Here is a 21219-nt window from a genome sequence, read left to right on the forward strand (position 1 = left end):
TCAACCTAAGACGCGGAGAACACAAATGATTACCTCTGTTCTGGCCGGACTGAGCATCCTTATTATCGGGGACAGTCACTTGACCGCGCCTGAATACCTTGTCACAACACTTCATGACGGCCTTGCCCGTCAAGGTGCTGTAGTCCATAGCATCGGCGTGTGTGGTTCAACCCCGGCTGACTGGCTCAAGGCGACACCCGGCGATTGTGGGGCAAGCGAACGTAAAGGCGCAGACAAACCAACATTCAGTGCCAACAGTGCCACCACCCGTCCGATTACAGGGCTGCTAAACGAGGAAAAGCCCGATCTGGTGATCGTAGTTATGGGCGACACCATTGCGAATTACAGCGGTGGTAGTTTCATGAAGACCTGGGCCTGGCAAAACACCACGCAACTGACCAAAGCCATTGCCGCCAGCAATACCGCATGTGTCTGGGTTGGCCCTGCCTGGGGAACCGAGGGCGGAAAATACAAAAAAACTTCGCGAGGGTTAAACAGGTATCCAACTTCCTGGCAACCAATGTTCAGCCTTGCGATTACATCAACTCGCTCCATCTGTCCAAGCCCGGGCAGTGGCCTACTGTCGATGGCCAACACTTCACAGCTCCCGGTTATCAATCATGGGGCAATGCTTTAACACAAGCCATTGCCGCCGCGCCCGTCGTCCAGAATCTAAGGAAACCAAAACCATGATCACTTTACGCGCTATCGGCATGCTATTGGCCACACTGGCTCCGGTGGCCGCCATGACCACCGAAATACCGCTTTACGAAACGGGCCCCGCCGAGGACTCGGCCTTCATCCGCTTTGTCAATGGCAGCAATGCACCACTCAACGTCAAAGGAGGGCAAGCTAAAAACCAGATGCCGCTGCCCGTCGCGAAGCCTGTCTCGGACTTCTTGCCCGTATCGGCCAACCGACCATTAAAAGGCGATTTCGTCGGTGCGAACAGCAGCACGCCTTCTGAAACTACTGTTAAAGCGGGTGAGTTTGTCACGGTGATCGCTCTGCCGGACACCGGCGATGCGCTGAAAATCAGCACCATCAGGGAAACACCCGACGACTTCAATGCATTGAAAGCTTCGCTGGCTGTCTACAACCTGTCATCAACCTGCACACAAGCCTCTATCAAAGTGGCTGGCCGTGACCTGGAGCTGTTCAAGACAGTCGCCGCAGGTACGGCGTCGGAAAGACGCATGATCAATCCGGTGAAACTGGACATCCAGCTTTACTGCAATAATGTACCCGTCAATGAACCGGTAGCTCTGGGTGCATTGTCAGCGGGCACACGCTACACAATATTCCTGTTGCCCGACGCTACCACCTCGGGAACCCGCATTTACCCAGCAACAGACAACCTGGTCTTTTAAGCGTATTACCCCATGGTTTTCACATCGCTTGAATTCCTGACGCTCTTCCTGCCGGGGTTCTTCATCCTGTATGGCCTGACGCCAATCGCATGGCGTAACGTAACACTTCTGCTGGGCAGTTGGCTGTTCTACGCATGGTGGAGCCCGATGTTTCTGGTGCTGCTGATTGGCATCACATTCATTGCATGGTTGGGTGCACTTGCCATGGAAAATGCTTGGAACGCCGAACGTCCCACACAACTGAAACGCTGGCTGGCGCTGCTGATCATCATCAATGTCGGTATCTTGTGCTGGTTCAAATACGCGAATATCTCTGTCAACACCTACAACGAGCTTGCCATCTGGCTAGGAGCCATGCCAATTGAATGGCAACGCATCGTCCTGCCTGCGGGGCTGTCATTTTTCATTTTGCAGGCTATTTCTTATCTTGTGGATGTACAACGCCGGACGGTAAAGGCCCAACCCTCATTCGTGGATTTTGCGGCCTACATTGCCATGTTCGGCCAATTGATAGCAGGTCCGATCATTCGTTATGAGTGGGTTCATCAAGATCTCGCCGACCGGATAATGAATTGGGCAAACTTCCGCCAGGGCGCCCGCCGTTTCATGATCGGCATGAGTATGAAAGTGTTGATTGCCGATACCCTTGCCCCTATCGCAGACATCGCTTTTGCCCTGCCAGAACCCAGCATGGCTGACGCTTGGTTGGGATGCGGGGCCTACACACTTCAGCTATTCTTCGATTTTGCCGGTTACAGCGCTATGGCGATCGGTTTGGGACAAATGATGGGTTTCCATTTCCCGGAAAACTTCAACAATCCTTACCTGGCACGCAACATACAAGACTTCTGGCGACGCTGGCACCTGTCCTTGTCAAGTTGGATACGTGATTATTTATATATTCCCTTAGGAGGGAACCGCTACGGTGTATGGAAAACCTACCGAAACCTGCTCTTGACCATGGGCATTGCCGGCCTCTGGCACGGTGGGGACAGCTGGAACTTTCTGTTCTGGGGCCTCGCACACGGAGTGGCCTTGAGTATGAACCGACTCTGGCACGAGGCAAACTGGCCCGCACTGCCCGGCGCGCTGGCCCACACACTAACGCTATTGTTCGTGATGTTAGCCTGGACCCTGTTCAGAGCAACCGATTTCAATGATGCACTGATCATGTACAAAGGCCAGTTCGGACTCAACGCACTGGCACTCGGCGACGTACTGACACTCGCCTGGCGACCCGCCCACTGGCTTGCGGCTATCGGCGGCATTGCTTGCGTCGTTGCGCCTCTGGCACAACCCTGGTTCAACCGCCAGGCCTTTGCAATCTCTTTGAGCAGCTTGCGGGGCATCTGGCCGCTGATGGCTTTCATGTTATCGTACAGCCTGCTGGCCAGTCGCGGATCCACTCCTTTTCTTTATTTTCAGTTCTGATGAAACCTATAGATTCCGCTGACCGCACACAAGACTACCGCGTGTCCGGATCAACCGGTGGAGCCATCGCAGCGGTGGGGATGGCTCTGCTCATGTTGATCGGGTTCGCTTTGAATCTGGACCGTTTGTTCGACAATAGTACTGAGTTAAGCGCGTCAAAAAATGACCTTTCACACATACTCGACGGTACCGCCAGCCGTGACTTTGCTGCAGATCTGGCAAAAGTCGCTCTGCCGGTTGAAGCGGCCAGGCTGCAACGTGCGGCCAGTTGGCTAACGCTGGGTGACCTGGGACCTAAAGTTCGGGAGGGCTGTACAAACTGGTTATTTCTAACCGATGAGTTGATGCCACACCCTGACGGGGAAACCGCCCGTCTGACCCGCCTGAACCAGGTCAAGAAAATTGAACAGATCCTTGCCAACCGGCAGATACGTCTGATTGTCGCTGTAGTACCCGACAAGAGCCGTATCATGAGCCAGCACTTGTGTTCACTCAAGCGCCCTGAAGGGATGACAACCCGGGCTGCAGACTGGGTAGCGCAGCTAAAGGCGGCCGGTGTAAGTGCCGTTGATCTGAGTCACCCATTGAGTCAGTCCAAACAAAATACATTCCTGCGCACGGACACCCACTGGAACCTGGCAGGTGCAGCCATTGCCGCACAGTCTGTCGCCATAGCGGCAAAGGCCGCGTCCAAAGAGCCACTCACACCTTGGCAACGACTTGAAACCGCAGTTCAAGGCTCTACCCTATGGCCAGGCGATCTGGTCAGGCTGGCCGGCCTCGACTGGCTTCCCACGAACCTTCAACCGGCCTCCGAAACAGTCCCTGAACTAACGTTCAAAAATACCTCAACCTCTCATCCAACTGACACACCACTGTCGGAAGACGGCCTCTTCGGCAACAACAACATGCCCACTGTCACATTGATTGGCAGTTCATTTTCACGGACATCCCATTTTTCCGATTTCCTGTCACAAGCGCTTGAAACCCCTGTGGCTAATCTTGCCAAAGACGGCGGGGGCTTTTCGGGTGCTGCCCATGATTACTTGCAAAGCAGTACATTCAGGGAAACACCACCTAAAGTGCTGATCTGGGAAATTCCCGAACGCGACCTGGAAACACCGCTGAACAATGACAAGGCCTTGCCACTTTAGTGGCGCCCCAACCCCATGAATGCAACCCAGCAACCCGTCACTACGACTCTTTCACCCGGCGAGACCGGTTTTTGTCACCACGGCAGATCATTGCCATGCTGCGTGCGAGGCGACAACTTATCCTGAATGTCGCACTGCTCATATTTGCCGCAACGATCATTATCAGCCTGTTCCTTCCTCGCGTCTGGACCTCCTCGACAGACATCTACATTGATTACCGCGAGAATGACCCGATTGCCGCTCAACGCTTGTCAGCCATGCTGGACGACAGCTACATGCAAACACAGCTTGACCTGCTCAGAAGCCAGCGTGTCGCGGAAACAGTCATTGAACAACTGAACCTGCGTGAACTACCCGACTATCGCATCACAGCGAATAACGATGGCGACGAAAAGGCCAGCCAACAGCTGATCAAGCAACTGATGGAAAACATCGAAGTTCAGCGCCTCAAGGGGAGCCGTGTCGTGACCGTCGCCTTCAACGGCCGATCACCCGGTCAGGCTCGCGACTATGCCAACGCCATTGTCGAAGCTTATATCGACCTTGGCGAGCAAATGTCGTTTACTGCGGCGCGCAGTCGGTTCGAACAATACAACGCCCAGCTCGAGCAACTGCGCAAAGAAGTCGATACGGTACAAAACAACCTGACGGCCTACCAGCAGACCAATGACATCTTGAATGTCCAGGAGCATGGCGATCAGGACACCCAGAAACTGAACGAAATGACCAAAACGCTGATTTCGCTGCAAAGCGCCCTTCAGGAAGCCCGTGCCCGCCAGGATGCGACGCGCCGTATGCTGGAAGCCGGCTACAAGCCTGACGAAATTCCACTGGTCAACGAGACGTCTGTCATTAACATGCTGAAATCCCAACTAGGCTACGTCGATCGTCAACTGGGCGACCGTCAAGGTGCGCTAGGCCCCAACCATCCATCCATTCGCGGGCTTGCCACCGAACGAGGCCAACTGCTGGCGCGAATTGAAAAAGAGGCACAAGCTGTCCTGGCAGGTGCCGACAGCAACATCATGCGCCTGAATGAGCAAATTGCCGAGATCGAAGCATCCATCAACCGTTTACGTAATACGGTACTGACCCAAATGGTTCAGCGTGACAGAATCGCCGCATTTCAGCGTCAACTGGCGGCCGCCCAACAGGTTTACAACGCAGCACTCCAAAAGTATGACTCACTCGTCATTGCCAGTAACGTCATGTCGCCCAATGTCGCGATTCTTCGAAGTGCAGAACTGCCTTCGTCGCCGAGCAAACCCAATCTTCGGGTCAACCTGATCCTGGGGCTGATGGTTGGGCTATTTGTTGCCGTGGCACTTGCGTTGCTGCTTGAATTAACGCACCGCCTGGTCAGGATCGTCGATGACATGCAAGGTGAGCCTGAGCTGCCGCTGATCGGCCATATCGGCGTCAGGGAGGCTTTGGCATGAAGTCACCTGTTTCCCTTTGGACCCAGACCGCTAGCGCCCCCGCTAAAGACGGCGATAGCCCCTCATCAACTCCGGGCCCTGAAGCACAAACAACAGCCCAACCCGCAACACCCGAACACACCCGGATTGGCGACTATTTCATTGATTCAGGCCGGCTAGACAGCGCAGACATCGACGCCATCATCAGAAAGCAAATGGCCAGCAATTTGCGGTTCGGTGATGCCGCCATTGCGCTGGGATTGTTGCGTGACGAGGACGTTCAGCAAGCCCTGTCAAAACAATACCACTATCCGATCGGCTCGGCAGATGCAGCCCTGGCTGAGTTCCCCATTGCCTATGCACCCCATACCCCGGAAGCTGAGGCAATCCGCAAAATACGCACCCAGTTACTGCTCAGACTGGATGCACGAAAGAACCAGACCATTGCGATTGTCAGCCCCAACAGCGGAGAGGGTAAATCGTATGTTGCCACCAGCCTGGCACTGGCTTTCGCTCAAAACGGGCAGCGCACCCTCTTGATTAATGCCAATCTGCGTGAAGCCCAACATTCGGGTGTTCTTGACAGCCAGCGTTTACAAGGCCTTTCGTCAGTTCTATCAAAACGCCGTCTCCTGAGCCAATGCCTTATCAGCACCAGCTTTTCCAAACTGTGTCTGCTGGATGCCGGCCCACTGCCGCCCAATCCGGCAGAACTGTTGCTGGCACCCGCGTTGCAAAACATTTTCGACAACGTGACAGACCAGTTCGACATTGTCATTCTCGATACACCATCAATGAACCTGTTTCCCGATGCACAACTGATCGCACAGCAGGCGGACGCCTGCCTGATCGTCGCACGCCAGGACCGTACCCCACTGAACGATATCCGCAAAACTAAACGTATGATTCAGGCGGCGGGTGGAACAGCCATCGGAAGTATCTTCAATGAATACCATGAAGGCAACAGCCACACAGTGCAACTCTGGCTTCCAAAGATACTGCGGCGTTGGCGTAGCCGTTTTTCAAACCGTTGACGCAGCACCATGCATGTCTGCTGATTGCCGATGCAAAACCCTGATTTCCAACCTCCAAACATGACACCAGGCATGCGGCTTCTGGTCACGTCTTTGGTTGTTTTCAGCATGATTGTTGCGCTGATACCGACAAACCTGGCTTACCTTGACCTGACCTTGCGACTGAGCACCGACTTTTCCGAAGGCTCCGTGGTCCGACAACTGCAACTGTCATTATTGTTTTTGATTGCCCTCTGGGTGTTTTACCGTCATTTACCTGTCAGTCTGAGATCTTTAAGAGCAGTAAACCCGTTTTTACTGCTCATTGTTCTATATTGTGCCGCGTCCGTGGTCTGGTCTCCGTATCCGGTAGTTACCCTGAAGCGCATTATCATTCTGGGCGGCCTGGTGTTGGTCGGGCTGTGTATTGCTCCTCCCATAAACAACGCAGCGCAGTTCCTTCGCACGCTGCGCATCACCCTCACCACAATTTGCGGATTGTCATTCGTCACCGCCGTTGCCCTGCCCCATATCGGGGTGGACTATGCACTGGGGGGCATGGCGCGGTGTCACGTGGCAAAAAATACGCTGGGTAGTGTCGCCAGCTATGCCACCCTGTTGTGGCTATATGAACTAACCACCAACAGCCAGCAACGCCGTATCAGCGCATTTGGTGTAGCGTTCAGCCTTTTCATGCTGCTCATGACAAAAAGCTCAACGGCGACAGTCCTGACAGTACTGGCCTGCGGCATGTATCTTTATACTCATCGCATCTGGTTGCAAGGCAGGTACCTGAACGTTGCAATGGTGTTGTCGAGCCTTTGCACCGTGGTCCTGTTTGTGCATTTTTACTATGTCGTCAATGCGCAACTACCCACGTGGGGAACCATTGTTGGCCCGATTGCAGCCATCTTTGACAAAGGCACCGACCTGACTGGACGGACTGAGATATGGCAAATATTGCTGTTGTCGATTAACCAGCACCTGGTCACAGGTATCGGTTACGGCGCTTTCTGGTTGGGAGCGGACAGCCCTGCCCAATTCATTGCCGACGAATTTGGCTGGATGCCGGCGCACGGCCACAACGGATATCTGGATTTGCTCAATGAACTCGGGGTTATCGGGCTGAGCCTGTTCACGGGACTTCTGATCTGGCATGCCATCAGCATTCTGCGTCTGATGCGTTTCGACCGACCGCAGGCGGCACTGCATCTGTCGATTGTTCTGATAATAATCATCAGCAATATTACCGAAACTGACTTCCTGAGCGGATCGCAATTCCAGAATCTCATGTTGTTGTTTTCGTTGATAACCGTTTCAACACAGCTGTACTGGCTACAGCGGGGCCAGGAAATTCCGCACCACCGGTGCTGGCGGGAGCATCGTTTCTGACATCATCTACGCGAAAGAAATGGTAACACCATGATACCGACATTGAAGCGCACGTTTTACATCATCTGCTGCAGCCTGATGGCCTTCTCGGGCTGCATCCAGGCCACTACGGTACAGCCCAGCGATTCATTCGCGAAAACTGACGACGGGACCAAGTACTTTCGTTTCACCATCAACGAAGACCAACTGTCCGGGGCACCCGATTTTTCCGCACTCAATCAACCAATCAACGGGACAGGACAAGTCTTCGTCAAAGGACGCCATTTCTATACCGTCGGTAAAGATACATTGCCCGGTACCGAAGACGACCAGCGCATTCGGTTTTTCGGGGTCAATCTCAGCTTTGCTGCCAATTTCCCGGCCGCCGACAAGGCTGAGGCCATGGCTAAGCGGTTACGAAAACTTGGCATTAATGCAGTACGGCTTCATCATCTTGATACGATGCCAAGCGATGAAACATCGCCACCGCGCAGTGTGCTCGGATCAGGTCCTTATCCAACCTTCAACCCTGAAGCCATTCATCGTCTCAGAACATTCATCCGTGCTCTTGCCGCGCAAGGCATTTACGTCAACCTGAACCTGCGAGTCGGCTACCGAGTTCGCCCGGCAATTGACGGCATGCCCGCACTGGACAAAGGCCAGACCCGTGCTGCGTCGGTTGGTACGCCCATTCATGTGTATTATCCGCCGCTGATCGAGCGGCAGGAACGCTATGCCCGCGAACTGATCCGTGCTCTCGAACTTGAGCGTAACCCTGCGCTGGCCTTGGTTGAAATCAATAACGAATCTTCGCTGTTGGCAGCCTGGCAAGGCGACGCGTGGTTCGGAGACTCCTGGAGCAATGCCATCCCATCGGCCTATGCACCAATACTGCGTCGGCACTGGGAGTCCTGGATCAAGACACACTACGGATCACTTGAGGCCGCCTGCAAAGCCTGGGACAGCTGCAACGACCCCGATGTTGCGGCCTTGCCAGCCACCACGATCTCAGGCATGTCATCGGCAAACCCAAGCCTGGGCGAGCGTATTTCAAACCGTATCATACGACTTGGGCATGACATCGGAATAACAGCAGGCAGCTCAGACAACCCGTCACCTGTCCAGCGTTACACCTACGATTTCCTGAGCTTTCTGGCCTCAATGGATCAGGCCTACCTGGACCGCATGCACGCAGTCATCCGTCAGGCCACCGATACACCAGTCCCGATAACCGGGACCCAAATGACATATGGTGGCATCATGAATCTGACGTCACATCAGAATATGGACTACATCGACGACCACATCTACGTCGGTCATCACGTCTATGCCAATGGCAACCCCTGGCAATCCACTGACTGGCGTGTTCAGGATATGACAACCTCGGGAACTGGCATGGCACGTCTGCTAGGCTTGTCATTACGCCGCGCACACAACAAGCCCTTTGTTGTCAGTGAGTTCAACCAGCCATTTCCAACGCCCGGAGGCAGTGAAATTCTTCCTCTGATGGTTGCCGTAGCTTCGGTGCAAGACTGGGACGGGCTGTTTCTCTACCGTTATGATGACAGCCTTGAGAACAAAGAAGCACCGTGGTACTTTTCGCTCAGCGGCGATTGGGGTAAGTATGCGCTTACGGCACAAAGCGCACACCTGTTCCGTGCCTTCCTGATCCCGCGGGCAGCAACCGACACGCCTTTACCGCTGTCGATAAAAGACCGGCTTTTTATCGGAACCCAGGGTCACATTCGTACGCTCACTCTTGAAAAACACCTGGAACAACACTTTGGCCTGCCGCTGCAAAGTGCCTGGACCAACCGCCTGTCTCAGGCCGTCCTTGAAAAAGACGAGCCCCCACGCGTGTCACCCACCCCTCGTGGCACAAACCAAGCCACAATCAATCCTCACGTTCAGCATGACGAAGCTGCCGCACGAGTTATCCTGAATACACCGGAGGCATGGGGAATCTTTGGCAAACTCGATACTCTGAACCCCATAAAAAGTGCATCATTCGCCATCAGAAACACCACAAAACGTGACCAAAGCGTGCAGTTGCTGGTAACACCGCTAGACCGCCACACCCTGCAGCAGTCCCGGCATCTGCTGGTCAGCCTGGGCAGTGATACCGCAGGCTCACAACCAGGATCGATACCGCCCCGCCCTAAAGGCCTGATTCCTTATCCCGGACGACCCGGGTGGCTAACGCTTGAGCCTGACCCGCTGACCAAAGGCCGTTCAGCAATGCTGTCTGCCCACCCCCATCATGGCTCAAGCGCACAGGCATTGAACTGCAACTACCCTATACAACAGACCAACTGATCATTTACCCGCTCAACGGCTCGGGTAAACGCTTACCTGCCTTACCCGATAACTTAATGCGCCCGGACCCGCACTCGGGGGCAACATGGGTCAGCCTGCACGGCAGTCCTGAAACCGCCAGTCCCTGGTACGAAGTTGTGATTAATCCCGACGTTCAAACGCACTCAAGGCCATGAACCAGCACGCCATACGCCCCACCCCCGATCTGTCCTGCGATGCCCGCGTGAGCATCTGCATGGCTACCTACCAGCGCCGCGATCAGCTAGCGCAGCTGCTACAAGAGCTAGCCAACCAAACACGTACTCCTGACCAGATTGTCATTGTGGACAATGACGCCCAAGGCAGTGCGCGCGCGGTTGTAGAACTCTTTGCAGCCGAGCAGCAAGGCCGCATGGATGTCGTGTATGCCATCCAGCCAGAAAAGAATATTGCCCTGACTCGCAACATGAGTGTCGCACTGGCAACGGGGCCATGGCTGGCCTTTATTGACGACGATGAGTGCGCACCCGTCGACTGGCTGAAAACCTTGCTGATCTGTGCAGAGACCCATCAAGCACCAGGGTACTGGCACCCGTCATTCCCATAATTCCTGCTGACGCCCCCGGATGGATCAAACGTGGCAGCCTTTACGAATGTCCACGCATGACAACCGGTACCGTTGTACCCCTGAACACCATGCGGATCGGCAATGCCCTGCTGCACCGATCAATCCTTGACGATGAACCCCAGCCCTTCGACCCGTCTTACGGTGTCACTGGGGGTTCGGATAGTGACCTACTGACACGATTGGCTCAAAAAGGGTACGCATCATCTGGTGTGACGAAGCGCTGGTTGACGAGCCGGTTGATCGCAAACGCATGAAGCTCGGTTGGATTCTAAGGCGTGCCATGCGAGGAGGCCAAGATTACGCTCGCCATTTCCTGAAGGGGCGGCTTACGGATAGCCCGCCCTCATGGACACGACGCCTGCTGTTTTTTATCCGCGCCTTGGTGCAAATGGGGGTAGCCGGCATGCTGACTATTATTTCCCTGCCCTTTGGCCGGCATCATGCAGCCCGTTGGCTGGCTAAAACATGGGCGAATTTCGGCAAACTGGCAGTACTGTCAGGCTGGCTCTACCGAGAATACGCGTGATGAGCATCATCGCACCCGTACTAGGCCTGATATTGCTTGTCCTTTTACTGCCCGCACTGCTGGCCTGCGTTTACCTTTTCGTACTGACCCTGCTTTCGGCTCCCCTGCGCCCACCCCTAAACGCCAAACGCACAACCCGTTTCGACATTCTGGTACCCGCGCACAATGAAGCCTTGGTACTTGAACGCACACTGGCCAGCCTGCAACAACTGGATTGGCCAAAAAACAACTGGCGCCTGGTCGTTATCGCTGACAACTGTACCGATGCAACAGCCGAAATCGCCAGAAAACAGGGTGCGACGGTTCTGGAGCGCTGCAATACGACACAACGCGGCAAAGGCTATGCTCTCGAATATGGTATCCGCCATTGTCTCAATACAGGTCAGGCGGATGCCTTTGTCGTAATTGATGCTGATACTGAGGTGTCAGCCAACCTGCTGTCCAGCTTTGCGTCGCGGCTGACTTGTGGTGCAGACGCCATTCAAGCCCATTACGGCGTGCTCAACCCCGACGAGTCATGGCGTACGCGTCTAATGACCATAGCCTATTCGGCGTTTCATGCGGTGCGATCTCGCGGCCGGGAGCGTTTGGGCGTGTCCTGCGGCCTGCGCGGCAATGGCATGTGCTTCAGCCGACATCTGATGCAAACTCAGCCACCCGAGGTTTATTCACTGGCTGAAGACGTGGAATACGGTGTGCTGCTGGGGCTAAACAACATTCGTGTGTTTTACGTCGACGAAGCCCAAGTGCTGGCCGAACTACCCACATCGCGCCAAGGAACCGACTCACAACGCCAACGGTGGGAAACCGGCCGTTTCATGCTCATACGCACCTACGCACCACGACTGCTTCGTCAGGCTTGGCAGAAGCGCAGCGCTCTATGCCTTGACCTTGCCCTAGACCTATTGACCCTGCCACTGGCTTACGTTGTCACTTCCCTTGTCTTGACCGCGTTTTTGGCAGGCACCGTCAGCGCAATATTACCGAACATGGAGGTATGGCTTTGGGGATGCCTTTGTCTGTTCAGTGCACTGACCTTGCATGTTTTTCGTGGCTGGCAACTCTGCCCTCTGGGGCCATCAGCCTTAGTGGCATTATTGAGGGTGCCATTTTTCATCGTCTGGAAACTGGTTCTGATAATGAAACGACATGACGGGCGCTGGATCAGAACCAAACGCAATGATCGCCAGTAAGGCGCAACACAAAGATGCAATGAAACAGACTGTATCCCCACCCACTGCACAAAAGACCTCAGCCCGCTGGGTGAAAATCCTGGGGAGCTCTGTCTTGGATCAGGCTGTTTTGTCAGTCGCCAACTTCCTGATTGGCCTGACTCTGATTCGTTACGCCGATGACACCCAGTATGGTTACTACGTACTGATGTTCAATACTGTCATGCTGCTTACGATGCTGCAAAACAGTTTCATCGGCACCCCTCTGGTCATCAAGCTACCCAAGCTGGACGAAATCGAAAAGCGCCAATGGCTAGGCAGCCTGCACAAAGATCAGAGTCAATGGCTTGGCAGTGGAACAGTCATACTGTTGCTGCTTATCTCCGGCCTGTGGGCGACAGGCGCCATTACCACGACGATTACAGCGCTGGCCCTGGCTGCCGTTGCCGCAATAATTGCCAGCCTGTATCGCGAATTCTTTCGCAATACGCTGCTGCTATACCAGCGCCCCCAGCTAGTACTCCTGGCTGACCTCATCTACGCCACCGGATTGATTGCCGGAGGGCTAATCGCCACACAGTTTACTGTTGCAGCGACTATTGCAATACTGGCGACTGCTCTTTCAGCCCTGGCGGGTGGACGCCTGCTGTCTCACTGGATGCGTAACCTGATCGACACCCGAGCGGCACCAGGCCGCTTGATGACAATTGCACCCATAGGGCTATGGGCCGCATCCGGCGCAGGGGTTTACTGGCTATTAAATCAAGGCTACAGTTTTGTCACTGCGTTCACGCTTGACGTGGCAGCCGTAGGCGCACTGGCTGCGGCCCGACTGCTCATGATGCCAGTCAATCTCGTTTGCACCGGCATACAGAAACAGATCACCCCGCTGCATCACATTGGCTGCACACCGAAAATACACGAGTCACGCTACACAAACTTGCCAGGGTCGCCTTGGCCATGGGTGCCATTGTCATCGGCTACGCCTTATTGACCTGGCTTTTGCGAGACTGGATTTTTCTTGATCTGCTGCGTAAAGATCACGCCGAACGCGATACCCTGCTGGCTCTATGGACAGCCATTTTTCTGGTCAAGGCGCTCCGCGACCCACCTATGCTGATTCTGGTGCTAAAGCAACGGTTCCATATTCTGACGTTTAGCTCATTGGGCTGCGCACTGACAGCACTGGCACTTTGCTTTATGCTGACACGGACGCTGGGAACCACCGGTGCCCTTTGGGGATGCTGCTTGGCGAACTGCTTTCGCTAATCATCATTGTTGGGTACTCATGGCATATTTCCTGCGCCCGCGAGGGCTGAACCATGCCGTTCAATAAAAGCCCGCAATCAAACTTTTCACCTCAACGGCACTGGCTTTTGCTTTCGACAACCCCAGCGGTAAGTGGTAAAAACTACCAGGAACAGCCACGTCGACCGCTTGCAAAGCGCAGACTGAATATATTCATGCACATATTCACACCTACTCAACTCCGGGCACATGCCTCCAAACATCACTCCAGTCTGTGGATGGTGCTGCTGGCGCTGGTTATTCTTGTCGCCTCTCAAGCACCCCTGGCACAACCAACAGTGGCGCTGACCTTCGACGACGGTTTCAGCACCGGACCCGGCGAAACCCAGGAAGCCAGCGATAACAACGCCATACTTGCCACCCTGAAAAAACGGCTTGCGGGCCATGATCTTCCCACTCGGAGCAACTGTTGACAACCCTGACAGCATGGCGCTTATCAAGGCGTGGAGCAAGGGCGGTCATGCCATTGGTAATCACACCTACTCACACAACGCACTTAGCAAGACCGAGGCCCAACACTATCTCGCAGACATCGACCGCGCAGGGCTACTGCTCAGCCACCTCCCCGGGTGGTGTCCCCGCTTGCGCTTTCCCTACCTTGACGAAGGAGATACCCCAACCAAACAAATGGCTGTACGCGCAGGTCTTGCACAACGGGGTTACGGCGTGGCACCCGCCACGATCATGCTAAGCGACTGGGACATAAGCACAGGCTACACCGAATTGCTGAACCAAGGCCGGGATGCTGAAGCGCAAGCTTACCTGAGCACATACGTCAACACGGTCACCACCGAAGCGCTAAAACAAGAAGCACGATGGCATGACCTTCTGAAGCGCAGCCCACCACATGTAATGCTTTTGCACACCAACCGGCTTAATGCGGTAGCGCTACCACAGCTCATCGCCACACTACACCAACACGGCTGGAACTTTATTGACCCCGTCGTTGCACTGACAGACCCGATTTATCAACGAGAGCTAGATCAAGCCATACCAGGGCAAGACCGCCCCGCGCTTCCCGTTCCCAATTGCCGCTGACTCAATCGCAAACAGCTAACGTCATGGATACAACTGAAACGGTGACACTTTTCGACCTGGATATCATGCCGCTCGATTTCGAGGCTGCTGCCGCTGCCCTATGCGCATCGGCCGAACGGCATGAATACCCCGCCCATGTCGTGGTAACGCCCAACGTCGATCATGTCGTGCGACTCGATCGCCAGCCGTCACTTAAAACCCTGTACAAACAAGCCAACTATATTTTTGCCGATGGGATGCCAATTGTCTGGGCCAGCCGTCTGCTGGGCAAACCACTGCCCGAACGGGTCACTGGCGCCGATCTGTTTGTCACGATGTGCCAACACGCCATCACCCGAAAATGGCGAGTGGTTTTATTGGGAGGTCGCCCCGGTGAGGAACAGACGCTGAAGCAACGTTTCGACGAACACTTCCCCGGCCTGGACATTACCGTGCTCGCACCCTCGATGCAATTCGATCCGGTCGGACCAGAAGGACAGCACGCCGCTGAAAAAATCAGGGATATGGCGCCCAATCTCATCTTCGTTTGCCTGGGCCTTCCAAAACAGGAACGTTGGGCCCTGCATCATGCACCGTCTTTCCCAGGAGGTATTATCCTGTGCGTCGGCGCTGCAATGGAGTTCGCACTTGGCCTGAAATCACGTGCGCCCCGCTTCGTACAACGTCTGGGACTGGAGTGGCTCTGGCGTCTGGCGTCCGATCCAAAGCACCTGTGGCGACGTTATCTCGTTGACGACCCTTGGTTTGCCATCATTTGCTGGCGCGAATGGCGAAAAAACCAAATCGGCAAGAGGAACTCGCCGTGATACGAAAGCGCTTGGCGGCGGTTTACATCGTCAGCCTATTACTCGTACCGTCAAGCCCCCCTGGCCAACGACATTATCCTTGACGGGATCGACTACATCCTGCGCATGGAAACCAGTTATCAGTCAAACTCGAATCCTGGACGCGCATCGGAAGTCCATGACAACATTGAATCCAGCAACGTCATGGTCAATAGCATCGGTATGGCCCTGCGCATTCCGCTACTGTCCGACGACACCCGTCTGGACATCGCCGGCGTAGGCGGTGATGCAAGATACAGCGGACAACACCAATTCAATCACCAGCCTCGCCGCCTTGACACCAAATTCCATTGGCGTGCCACCGATCTCTTCGATGGTAACCTTGGTTACGAATCCGAACGACGACGCTACGAATCAGACCGTATATGGCCCGACAGTGATACCGTCGACACTCGCAGGCTCAGTGCACGGCTGGGGGTTAATCTAAGTGATAGCCTGACACTCCCGATCGTTAACGTATTTGAAGAAAAATCCGGCTATCAATCAGAACAAAACAGACAACTGTTTGACTCAACCGAAAAAGGCTGGGAAGTGGCGGGAAAATATCAGAGCCTTACCGGCTCGTCGGTCGCTATAGGGCTGGTCAACAGTGAAACACACTACCCACTGCGCCACCAGCTAAACCGGTCTGATCTTGATGACGCCTACAGCGACCGGGAACTATTTGCCGAGACCTACTGGCAGTACAGTGTCAAAACCGGGCTCTATACCAGACTGGGCTGGTTAAGTCGTGAATACGAAACCATCAGTGGACGCGATACCAATCTGCTTCACCTGGATACCCAAGCCATCTGGCAATACTCTCCGAAAACGGAATTGCGCCTGGGACTATGGCAGCGACCCTTCAACAACGATGAAGACCCGAACATTACGTACTCATCACTGAGGGGCTTCGGACTAAGCGCCGGATGGCAACCCTCCCCGAAATTGGCGCTATCGCTATATGGTTCCTATGAACTACAAGATGACACCCAAACTTCCGGCGAAAAAGTCAACAGTACCCGCACTCGCCTGGGCCCGCGTCTAGCCTGGAAGGCACACCCCAACATCAGTGTGATTGTCGACGGTTATCAAACCAGAAAGAGTGGCGATATCCCGTCAAACAACTACAAACAAGCGGTCGTCAGATTGGGCGTGGTTGTACAGACAGACAGCGGCAATATCGAACTTGCCGAACTGCTCAACCCCCGCCAATGTCGCTGGTCTCATGTAGAAACGTCACTTTGCCCCCGATAATAGGGCATGGAGCACTACACGTTAGTACGCGTTACGCCCCCAGTAAAACACCATCAAAAATGTTTTAAAAAGAATTTTGATATCAAGCCAGAACGACCAGTGCGTGATGTAAAAGCGGTCGTACTGAACACGTTGCTCCATTTTTTCGAGCGTATCAGTTTCACCCCGTAGCCCATTAACCTGAGCCCAACCGGTTATACCTGGCTTAACGGTATGACGCAGCATATAACCCCGAATCTTGTGACGATAAAATTCGTTATGTGATGCAGCATGCGGCCTGGGACCAACCAAACTCATCGAACCACCCAACACATTGAATAACTGGGGTAACTCGTCAATCGAACTGCGTCGCAGAAAGCGACCAACGCGGGTGACGCGATCATCATCCCTGCTCGCCTGCCTCAGCACCCCATCTTGTGATGCGTCAACGCGCATGGATCTGAACTTATAAATCGTAATAGGGCGTGCGCCCTCGCCATAACGCTTCTGTCTGTACAGGACAGGCCCAGGACTGTCGAGCTTGACCGCCGCAGCTACAACCAGCATGATGGGCGACAACAGCACAAGAGCCAGCGCCGACAACACCAGATCAGTAAACCGTTTAATGTAGCGCGAAGCCCCTACCATGGGTGTTTCATGCAAAGCCAGCAATGAAACTCCCGCAATCTCGGCACCCTGTACAGAAAACCCCTCTGACAACCTCGGTTCGGGCATGAAGTAAATCGAACTGGTGGAGTCGTACAAATGATCCATCAACTGTGACATCTCTGTACTGTCACTCTCGCGCATCGCGACAAAAACAACCGAAAAATCATTCTGATCAACGCGGCGGATGGCATCGAGGTATTTGCCAAGATAACGCAATTCGACACTTTCATGATAAGCACCCTGATCAACAAGCTCATCAGCATAGTAACCAGCGATTTCCATTCCCAGAATAGGTGAACGTATCAAACGATGAGCAAGCTTCAATGCGTCAGGCCCCAGCCCGATGAAGACGGCCTTGCGACGGTTTGACGCTGAAGTGTTCACATGGAAAACTGAAATCCGCAGGATCGCCAAAACCCCGCATTGCAAAAGCAAGGCGATGCCGCTCCATTCGAGCAACATGGCACGCAATACGTCGACGTCTGCCTGTTCATGCAAGACAAAGAAGAACAACACCATAGCAGCCAGCAAAATACGCAACCAACGCACGGCACCCTGCCGCAGCATCCAGAACATGCTGCGAGCACTGATCATCAGATGGAACGTATAAAACGCCACGAAACTGGTTGCAGCCAGTACCAGAGGGGCCACCATCCGCGACAAGTCACCTTCCAGCGCGTAACGATCAGCGACCATGAAAAGCACACCCGCATTCACGAGCGCCGATAAAATTCCGGCAAAGACCATGAACGCATGATTGTGCCGGCCTAGTTTTTCAGGTTGAAACATGCAGCCTCCAGTCAGCGTCCGTACTGATCGTCGAAACGGACAATATCATCTTCCCCGAGATAGGCCCCCGACTGCACTTCGATCAGCTCAAGCGGGATGGAACCAGGATTCTCAAGCCGATGCCTGACACCCAACGGAATATAGGCTGACTGATTTTCCGACAACAGGAAGGTTTCATCATCGCGCGTAACACGCGCAGTGCCCCTTACCACCACCCAATGTTCGGCACGATGATGATGCAACTGCAACGACAACTTAGCACCCGGGCGTACTGTAATACGCTTGACCTGAAAACGGTCACCTGCATCGACTCCATCATAGTGCCCCCAGGGACGAACCACACGGCGCGGCGCAATAGCCTCGGGACGCCCCTGATACTTAAGGGAGGTAACCAGGTCACGTACTTTCTGGGCCTGATCGCGAGACGCAATCAAAACGGCATCCGGGGTATCGACAACAACGACATCTTCCAGACCTAGCAAGGCAACCAGACGCCCATCAGCCCTGGCATAAACATTGCGACATGATGTCGCCATCACATCACCGCTCAGGACATTGCCATCAGCATCTGGACAGCCCAGACGCATCAACGCCTCCCAGGATCCGATGTCACTCCACCCTGCATCAAGCCGAACCGTAGCGACCGACGTAGCCTGCTCCATCACAGCATAATCGATGGACTCTGCCGGACACCGCTTGAAAGCTGCCTCATTGATTCGAGTGAAATCTCCGTCGTGGCGTAATTCCGCCATGGACTCCTGACAAGCCGCAAGAATATCGGGCCGATGACGGCCCAGCTCTTCGAGATAGCGACTGGCCCGAAACAGAAACATGCCACTGTTCCATAAATAATGACCGCTCTCAAGATATGCTTTGGCATGATCAAGGTCAGGCTTCTCGACAAATGCCTCGACATCGAAAACCTGACCATCAAGCCCCTGTGGCTTGTCTGAGGCACGCAAATAACCGTAACCGGTTTCAGGATAGTCAGGGACAACACCAAACGTGACCAGTTGTCCCTGCTGCGCTGCAGGCAATGCACGACACACGGCGATAGCAAAGGCTTCTGAGTCAGGAACCGCATGATCGGACGGCAGTACCAACAGCAGCGCATCAGCGGCATCACGCACAGCAAGCAATGCAGCCAAGGCAATAGCAGGCGCCGTATTCCTGCCGGCGGGCTCCAGCAAAAGCGTGCCATCGGCCGGATAACCGGAAAGACGCAATTGCTCAGCAGCAATGAAACGGTGCGCTTCATTCGCGATGGCGATAGGGCCGTGTGGTGCCACGGCCGCCACACGGGAAAAAGTCAGCTCGAGCGGTGAGCGCCCCTCAAATAACGGCAAAAACTGCTTCGGATAAGTTTCGCGCGACATCGGCCACAGCCGGGTACCCGAACCGCCGACAAGCAGCACGGCACGCAAGGGCAACACAGCATCAGTATGCAAGGACATACCCGTTCACTTTTTGACAACACGCAGTTGCTGGACAGCGGGCAAAGCGCCCAATTCATTGACAATCGCCTTGCTCCAGGCGGCATAACCGTCAGGAGCGAAATGTTGTCCGTCAAAGGTACGCCACTGACCTGGCTTGGCGAATTTCAGTGAGTCGATGTAGGTACAGGGGCTAACTGAACTTGCAAAAAAACGATTGGCCCTTTCAACGCGATCATCGAGCTTGTTGTATTGGCCACCGGCCTTGCCATACGCAGGCCCCACCCAGACACACGCCGTTTTCGTCGACGCAATCGCCTTGGTCAGGCTGCTGACCCCCTGCCACGCCCACGCTTTGGGAAATGCCGGGTTGTCATAGGAACCCATGGTATCGCCGATGACCACAAGAACAACGTCAGGCTTGTCAGCCTTAATAAGGTCACCGATAAGCTGCGTTTTGGTACCCGGGCCAGTGACCATGGCTTCAGCGCCGTCTTTCCTGGTGGCTCCGCAATCGACAGTTCGGGGCTTGAGCCAATCGATTGCGCTGGCGCCACATGCGCCGACCACATGCACATATGAAGCGCCACCTGCCTTCAGATCTTCATACAGCCGGTCACGCAACTCGTACAACATGTGGCTTTCGCCCAGAACAAGAAAACTCAATCCGGCAAGCGTAGCGGCAGTAGCTGACATAATTTCCCCTAACGATTAAAACCAACGTTCATTGACGTAGATGACATCCCCCGGCAGAACCGGATCAGACAACTCGACTGAAATATCCTGCATTTCTCCGGTGAACTCATCGACCCTTCGAATCAGAATCCGGCTCTCTGAGCCGCGAGCATTAACACCGCCCGCCAGCGCAAGCGCACGCATGATGTTCAAATCCTGCTCAGCCGGGTAGGCCCCCGGCTGCCCCACCTCACCATAAATGTAAAAGCGCGGAGCCGTGGGTATGAACACCACGTCGCCGGGCTGCAGCTCGACATCTTGGACTTCGCGGGTAGGGACAATGCGATTTCCCACCAAAAACTCAAGCTGTTCACGCGGTTGGCCCTGCACTATGGCCCGTCGCATCAATACAGCCCTGTCATCGGCACCATTACGGACACCACCGGCAAGAGCCAGCAATTCAAGCAACGACAAAGAACCCTCGATGGCATAGCGCCCCGGACGCTGGATTTCACCGTAAATCGATGCCAGCCGGCTGCGCACTTGAGTGACCTCTACAACCACCTGTGGACTGCGCAAGAAACCCCCGTCTTTCATTCCCTTGGCGATTTTTCGGGCAATGGCCTCGGGGGAAAGGTTTTCGACATTAATTGTGCCAAGAAAAGGAGCAGTAATTTCGCCCGAGGCGGTCACAGTGAGGTCAGTGGTCAACTCGGGCTGCCCCAACACAACGATGCGCAGCATGTCACCCGGGCCCACAGCCCGGACAGCATTACCGGTAACAGGACCGGACCCGCCAGAAAAGGACGATACATCGGGAAACGCATCACGAGCCAAAACACTTCCCTGGCCAATCGCAATACACAACA

The 21219-nt window shown here is 54.5% G+C and carries 22 protein-coding genes; 18 read left to right on the forward strand and 4 right to left on the reverse strand.

Going from position 1 to position 21219, the window contains the following annotated elements:
* Positions 1–25: 25 nt before the first annotated feature.
* The 18 genes from N7E01_RS04480 (at position 26) to N7E01_RS04565 (ending at position 16805) form a co-directional block, all read left to right on the forward strand.
* On the forward strand, positions 26–637 hold the full coding sequence (locus N7E01_RS04480; RefSeq protein WP_289174765.1) for an SGNH/GDSL hydrolase family protein: 612 nt from the start codon (positions 26–28) through the stop codon (positions 635–637).
* A 52-nt stretch (positions 638–689) separates the two neighbouring features.
* Positions 690–1370, forward strand: a complete 681-nt coding sequence (locus tag N7E01_RS04485; protein ID WP_289174766.1) for an alginate O-acetyltransferase AlgF — start codon at positions 690–692, stop codon at positions 1368–1370.
* 12 nt (positions 1371–1382) lie between these two features.
* A complete protein-coding gene (locus tag N7E01_RS04490; protein WP_289174767.1) occupies positions 1383–2801 on the forward strand; it encodes an MBOAT family O-acyltransferase in 1419 nt (472 codons plus the stop codon).
* Positions 2801–3955, forward strand: coding sequence for an alginate O-acetyltransferase AlgX-related protein (locus tag N7E01_RS04495; protein ID WP_289174768.1), 1155 nt, complete (start codon positions 2801–2803; stop codon positions 3953–3955). The genes N7E01_RS04490 and N7E01_RS04495 overlap by 1 nt, the downstream gene beginning before the upstream one ends.
* Positions 3956–4026: 71 nt before the next feature.
* The gene (locus tag N7E01_RS04500) at positions 4027–5394 is read left to right on the forward strand and encodes a GumC family protein (protein WP_289174769.1); all 1368 of its coding nucleotides are present in this window, start codon (positions 4027–4029) and stop codon (positions 5392–5394) included.
* Positions 5391–6407 carry a polysaccharide biosynthesis tyrosine autokinase gene (locus N7E01_RS04505; protein ID WP_289174770.1) on the forward strand — a complete coding sequence of 339 codons (1017 nt, stop codon included), beginning with the start codon at positions 5391–5393 and terminating at the stop codon, positions 6405–6407. Before N7E01_RS04500 ends, N7E01_RS04505 begins: the two co-directional genes overlap by 4 nt.
* 72 nt (positions 6408–6479) lie before the next feature.
* Positions 6480–7778: an O-antigen ligase family protein gene (locus tag N7E01_RS04510; protein ID WP_289174771.1), complete on the forward strand. Its 1299-nt coding sequence runs from the start codon at positions 6480–6482 to the stop codon at positions 7776–7778.
* A 30-nt stretch (positions 7779–7808) separates the two neighbouring features.
* Positions 7809–10073, forward strand: a complete 2265-nt coding sequence (locus N7E01_RS04515) for a glycoside hydrolase family 5 protein (protein WP_289174772.1) — start codon at positions 7809–7811, stop codon at positions 10071–10073.
* Positions 10074–10245: 172 nt separating this feature from the next.
* Positions 10246–10659 (forward strand): glycosyltransferase family 2 protein, encoded by a 414-nt coding sequence (locus N7E01_RS04520; RefSeq protein ID WP_289174773.1) that lies wholly within the window; start codon positions 10246–10248, stop codon positions 10657–10659.
* Between the two features lie 56 nt (positions 10660–10715).
* Positions 10716–10934, forward strand: a complete 219-nt coding sequence (locus N7E01_RS04525) for a hypothetical protein (protein WP_289174774.1) — start codon at positions 10716–10718, stop codon at positions 10932–10934.
* Positions 10935–10960: 26 nt separating this feature from the next.
* Positions 10961–11206: a hypothetical protein gene (locus tag N7E01_RS04530; protein ID WP_289174775.1), complete on the forward strand. Its 246-nt coding sequence runs from the start codon at positions 10961–10963 to the stop codon at positions 11204–11206.
* Positions 11206–12399 carry a glycosyltransferase family 2 protein gene (locus N7E01_RS04535; RefSeq protein ID WP_289175737.1) on the forward strand — a complete coding sequence of 398 codons (1194 nt, stop codon included), beginning with the start codon at positions 11206–11208 and terminating at the stop codon, positions 12397–12399. Before N7E01_RS04530 ends, N7E01_RS04535 begins: the two co-directional genes overlap by 1 nt.
* A gap of 94 nt (positions 12400–12493) precedes the next feature.
* Positions 12494–13372, forward strand: a complete 879-nt coding sequence (locus tag N7E01_RS04540; RefSeq protein WP_289174776.1) for a hypothetical protein — start codon at positions 12494–12496, stop codon at positions 13370–13372.
* Positions 13339–13647 (forward strand): hypothetical protein, encoded by a 309-nt coding sequence (locus N7E01_RS04545; protein ID WP_289174777.1) that lies wholly within the window; start codon positions 13339–13341, stop codon positions 13645–13647. The genes N7E01_RS04540 and N7E01_RS04545 overlap by 34 nt, the downstream gene beginning before the upstream one ends.
* A gap of 53 nt (positions 13648–13700) precedes the next feature.
* A complete protein-coding gene (locus N7E01_RS04550) occupies positions 13701–14099 on the forward strand; it encodes a hypothetical protein (protein ID WP_289174778.1) in 399 nt (132 codons plus the stop codon).
* On the forward strand, positions 14071–14724 hold the full coding sequence (locus N7E01_RS04555) for a polysaccharide deacetylase family protein (RefSeq protein WP_289174779.1): 654 nt from the start codon (positions 14071–14073) through the stop codon (positions 14722–14724). Before N7E01_RS04550 ends, N7E01_RS04555 begins: the two co-directional genes overlap by 29 nt.
* Positions 14725–14747: 23 nt before the next feature.
* On the forward strand, positions 14748–15530 hold the full coding sequence (locus N7E01_RS04560; protein ID WP_289174780.1) for a WecB/TagA/CpsF family glycosyltransferase: 783 nt from the start codon (positions 14748–14750) through the stop codon (positions 15528–15530).
* A gap of 105 nt (positions 15531–15635) precedes the next feature.
* A complete protein-coding gene (locus tag N7E01_RS04565; protein ID WP_289174781.1) occupies positions 15636–16805 on the forward strand; it encodes a porin family protein in 1170 nt (389 codons plus the stop codon).
* Positions 16806–16826: 21 nt separating this feature from the next.
* Here N7E01_RS04565 and N7E01_RS04570 read toward each other — a convergent pair whose 3' ends face one another.
* Genes N7E01_RS04570 through N7E01_RS04585 form a run of 4 tightly spaced genes read right to left on the reverse strand, consistent with a single transcriptional unit; the run spans position 16827 to position 21187 of the window.
* Positions 16827–18242 carry an undecaprenyl-phosphate glucose phosphotransferase gene (locus tag N7E01_RS04570; RefSeq protein ID WP_289174782.1) on the reverse strand — a complete coding sequence of 472 codons (1416 nt, stop codon included), beginning with the start codon at positions 18240–18242 and terminating at the stop codon, positions 16827–16829.
* An 11-nt stretch (positions 18243–18253) separates the two neighbouring features.
* Entirely contained in the window at positions 18254–19696 is a 1443-nt protein-coding gene (locus N7E01_RS04575) for a mannose-1-phosphate guanylyltransferase/mannose-6-phosphate isomerase (protein ID WP_289174783.1), read from the reverse strand.
* A gap of 6 nt (positions 19697–19702) precedes the next feature.
* The gene (locus tag N7E01_RS04580; RefSeq protein WP_289174784.1) at positions 19703–20371 is read right to left on the reverse strand and encodes an SGNH/GDSL hydrolase family protein; all 669 of its coding nucleotides are present in this window, start codon (positions 20369–20371) and stop codon (positions 19703–19705) included.
* 15 nt (positions 20372–20386) lie between these two features.
* Positions 20387–21187, reverse strand: coding sequence for a polysaccharide biosynthesis/export family protein (locus tag N7E01_RS04585; RefSeq protein WP_289174785.1), 801 nt, complete (start codon positions 21185–21187; stop codon positions 20387–20389).
* Positions 21188–21219 lie beyond the last annotated feature (32 nt).

Source organism: Neopusillimonas aromaticivorans (assembly GCF_030344915.1).
Taxonomy (GTDB): Bacteria; Pseudomonadota; Gammaproteobacteria; order Burkholderiales; family Burkholderiaceae_B; genus Neopusillimonas; species Neopusillimonas aromaticivorans.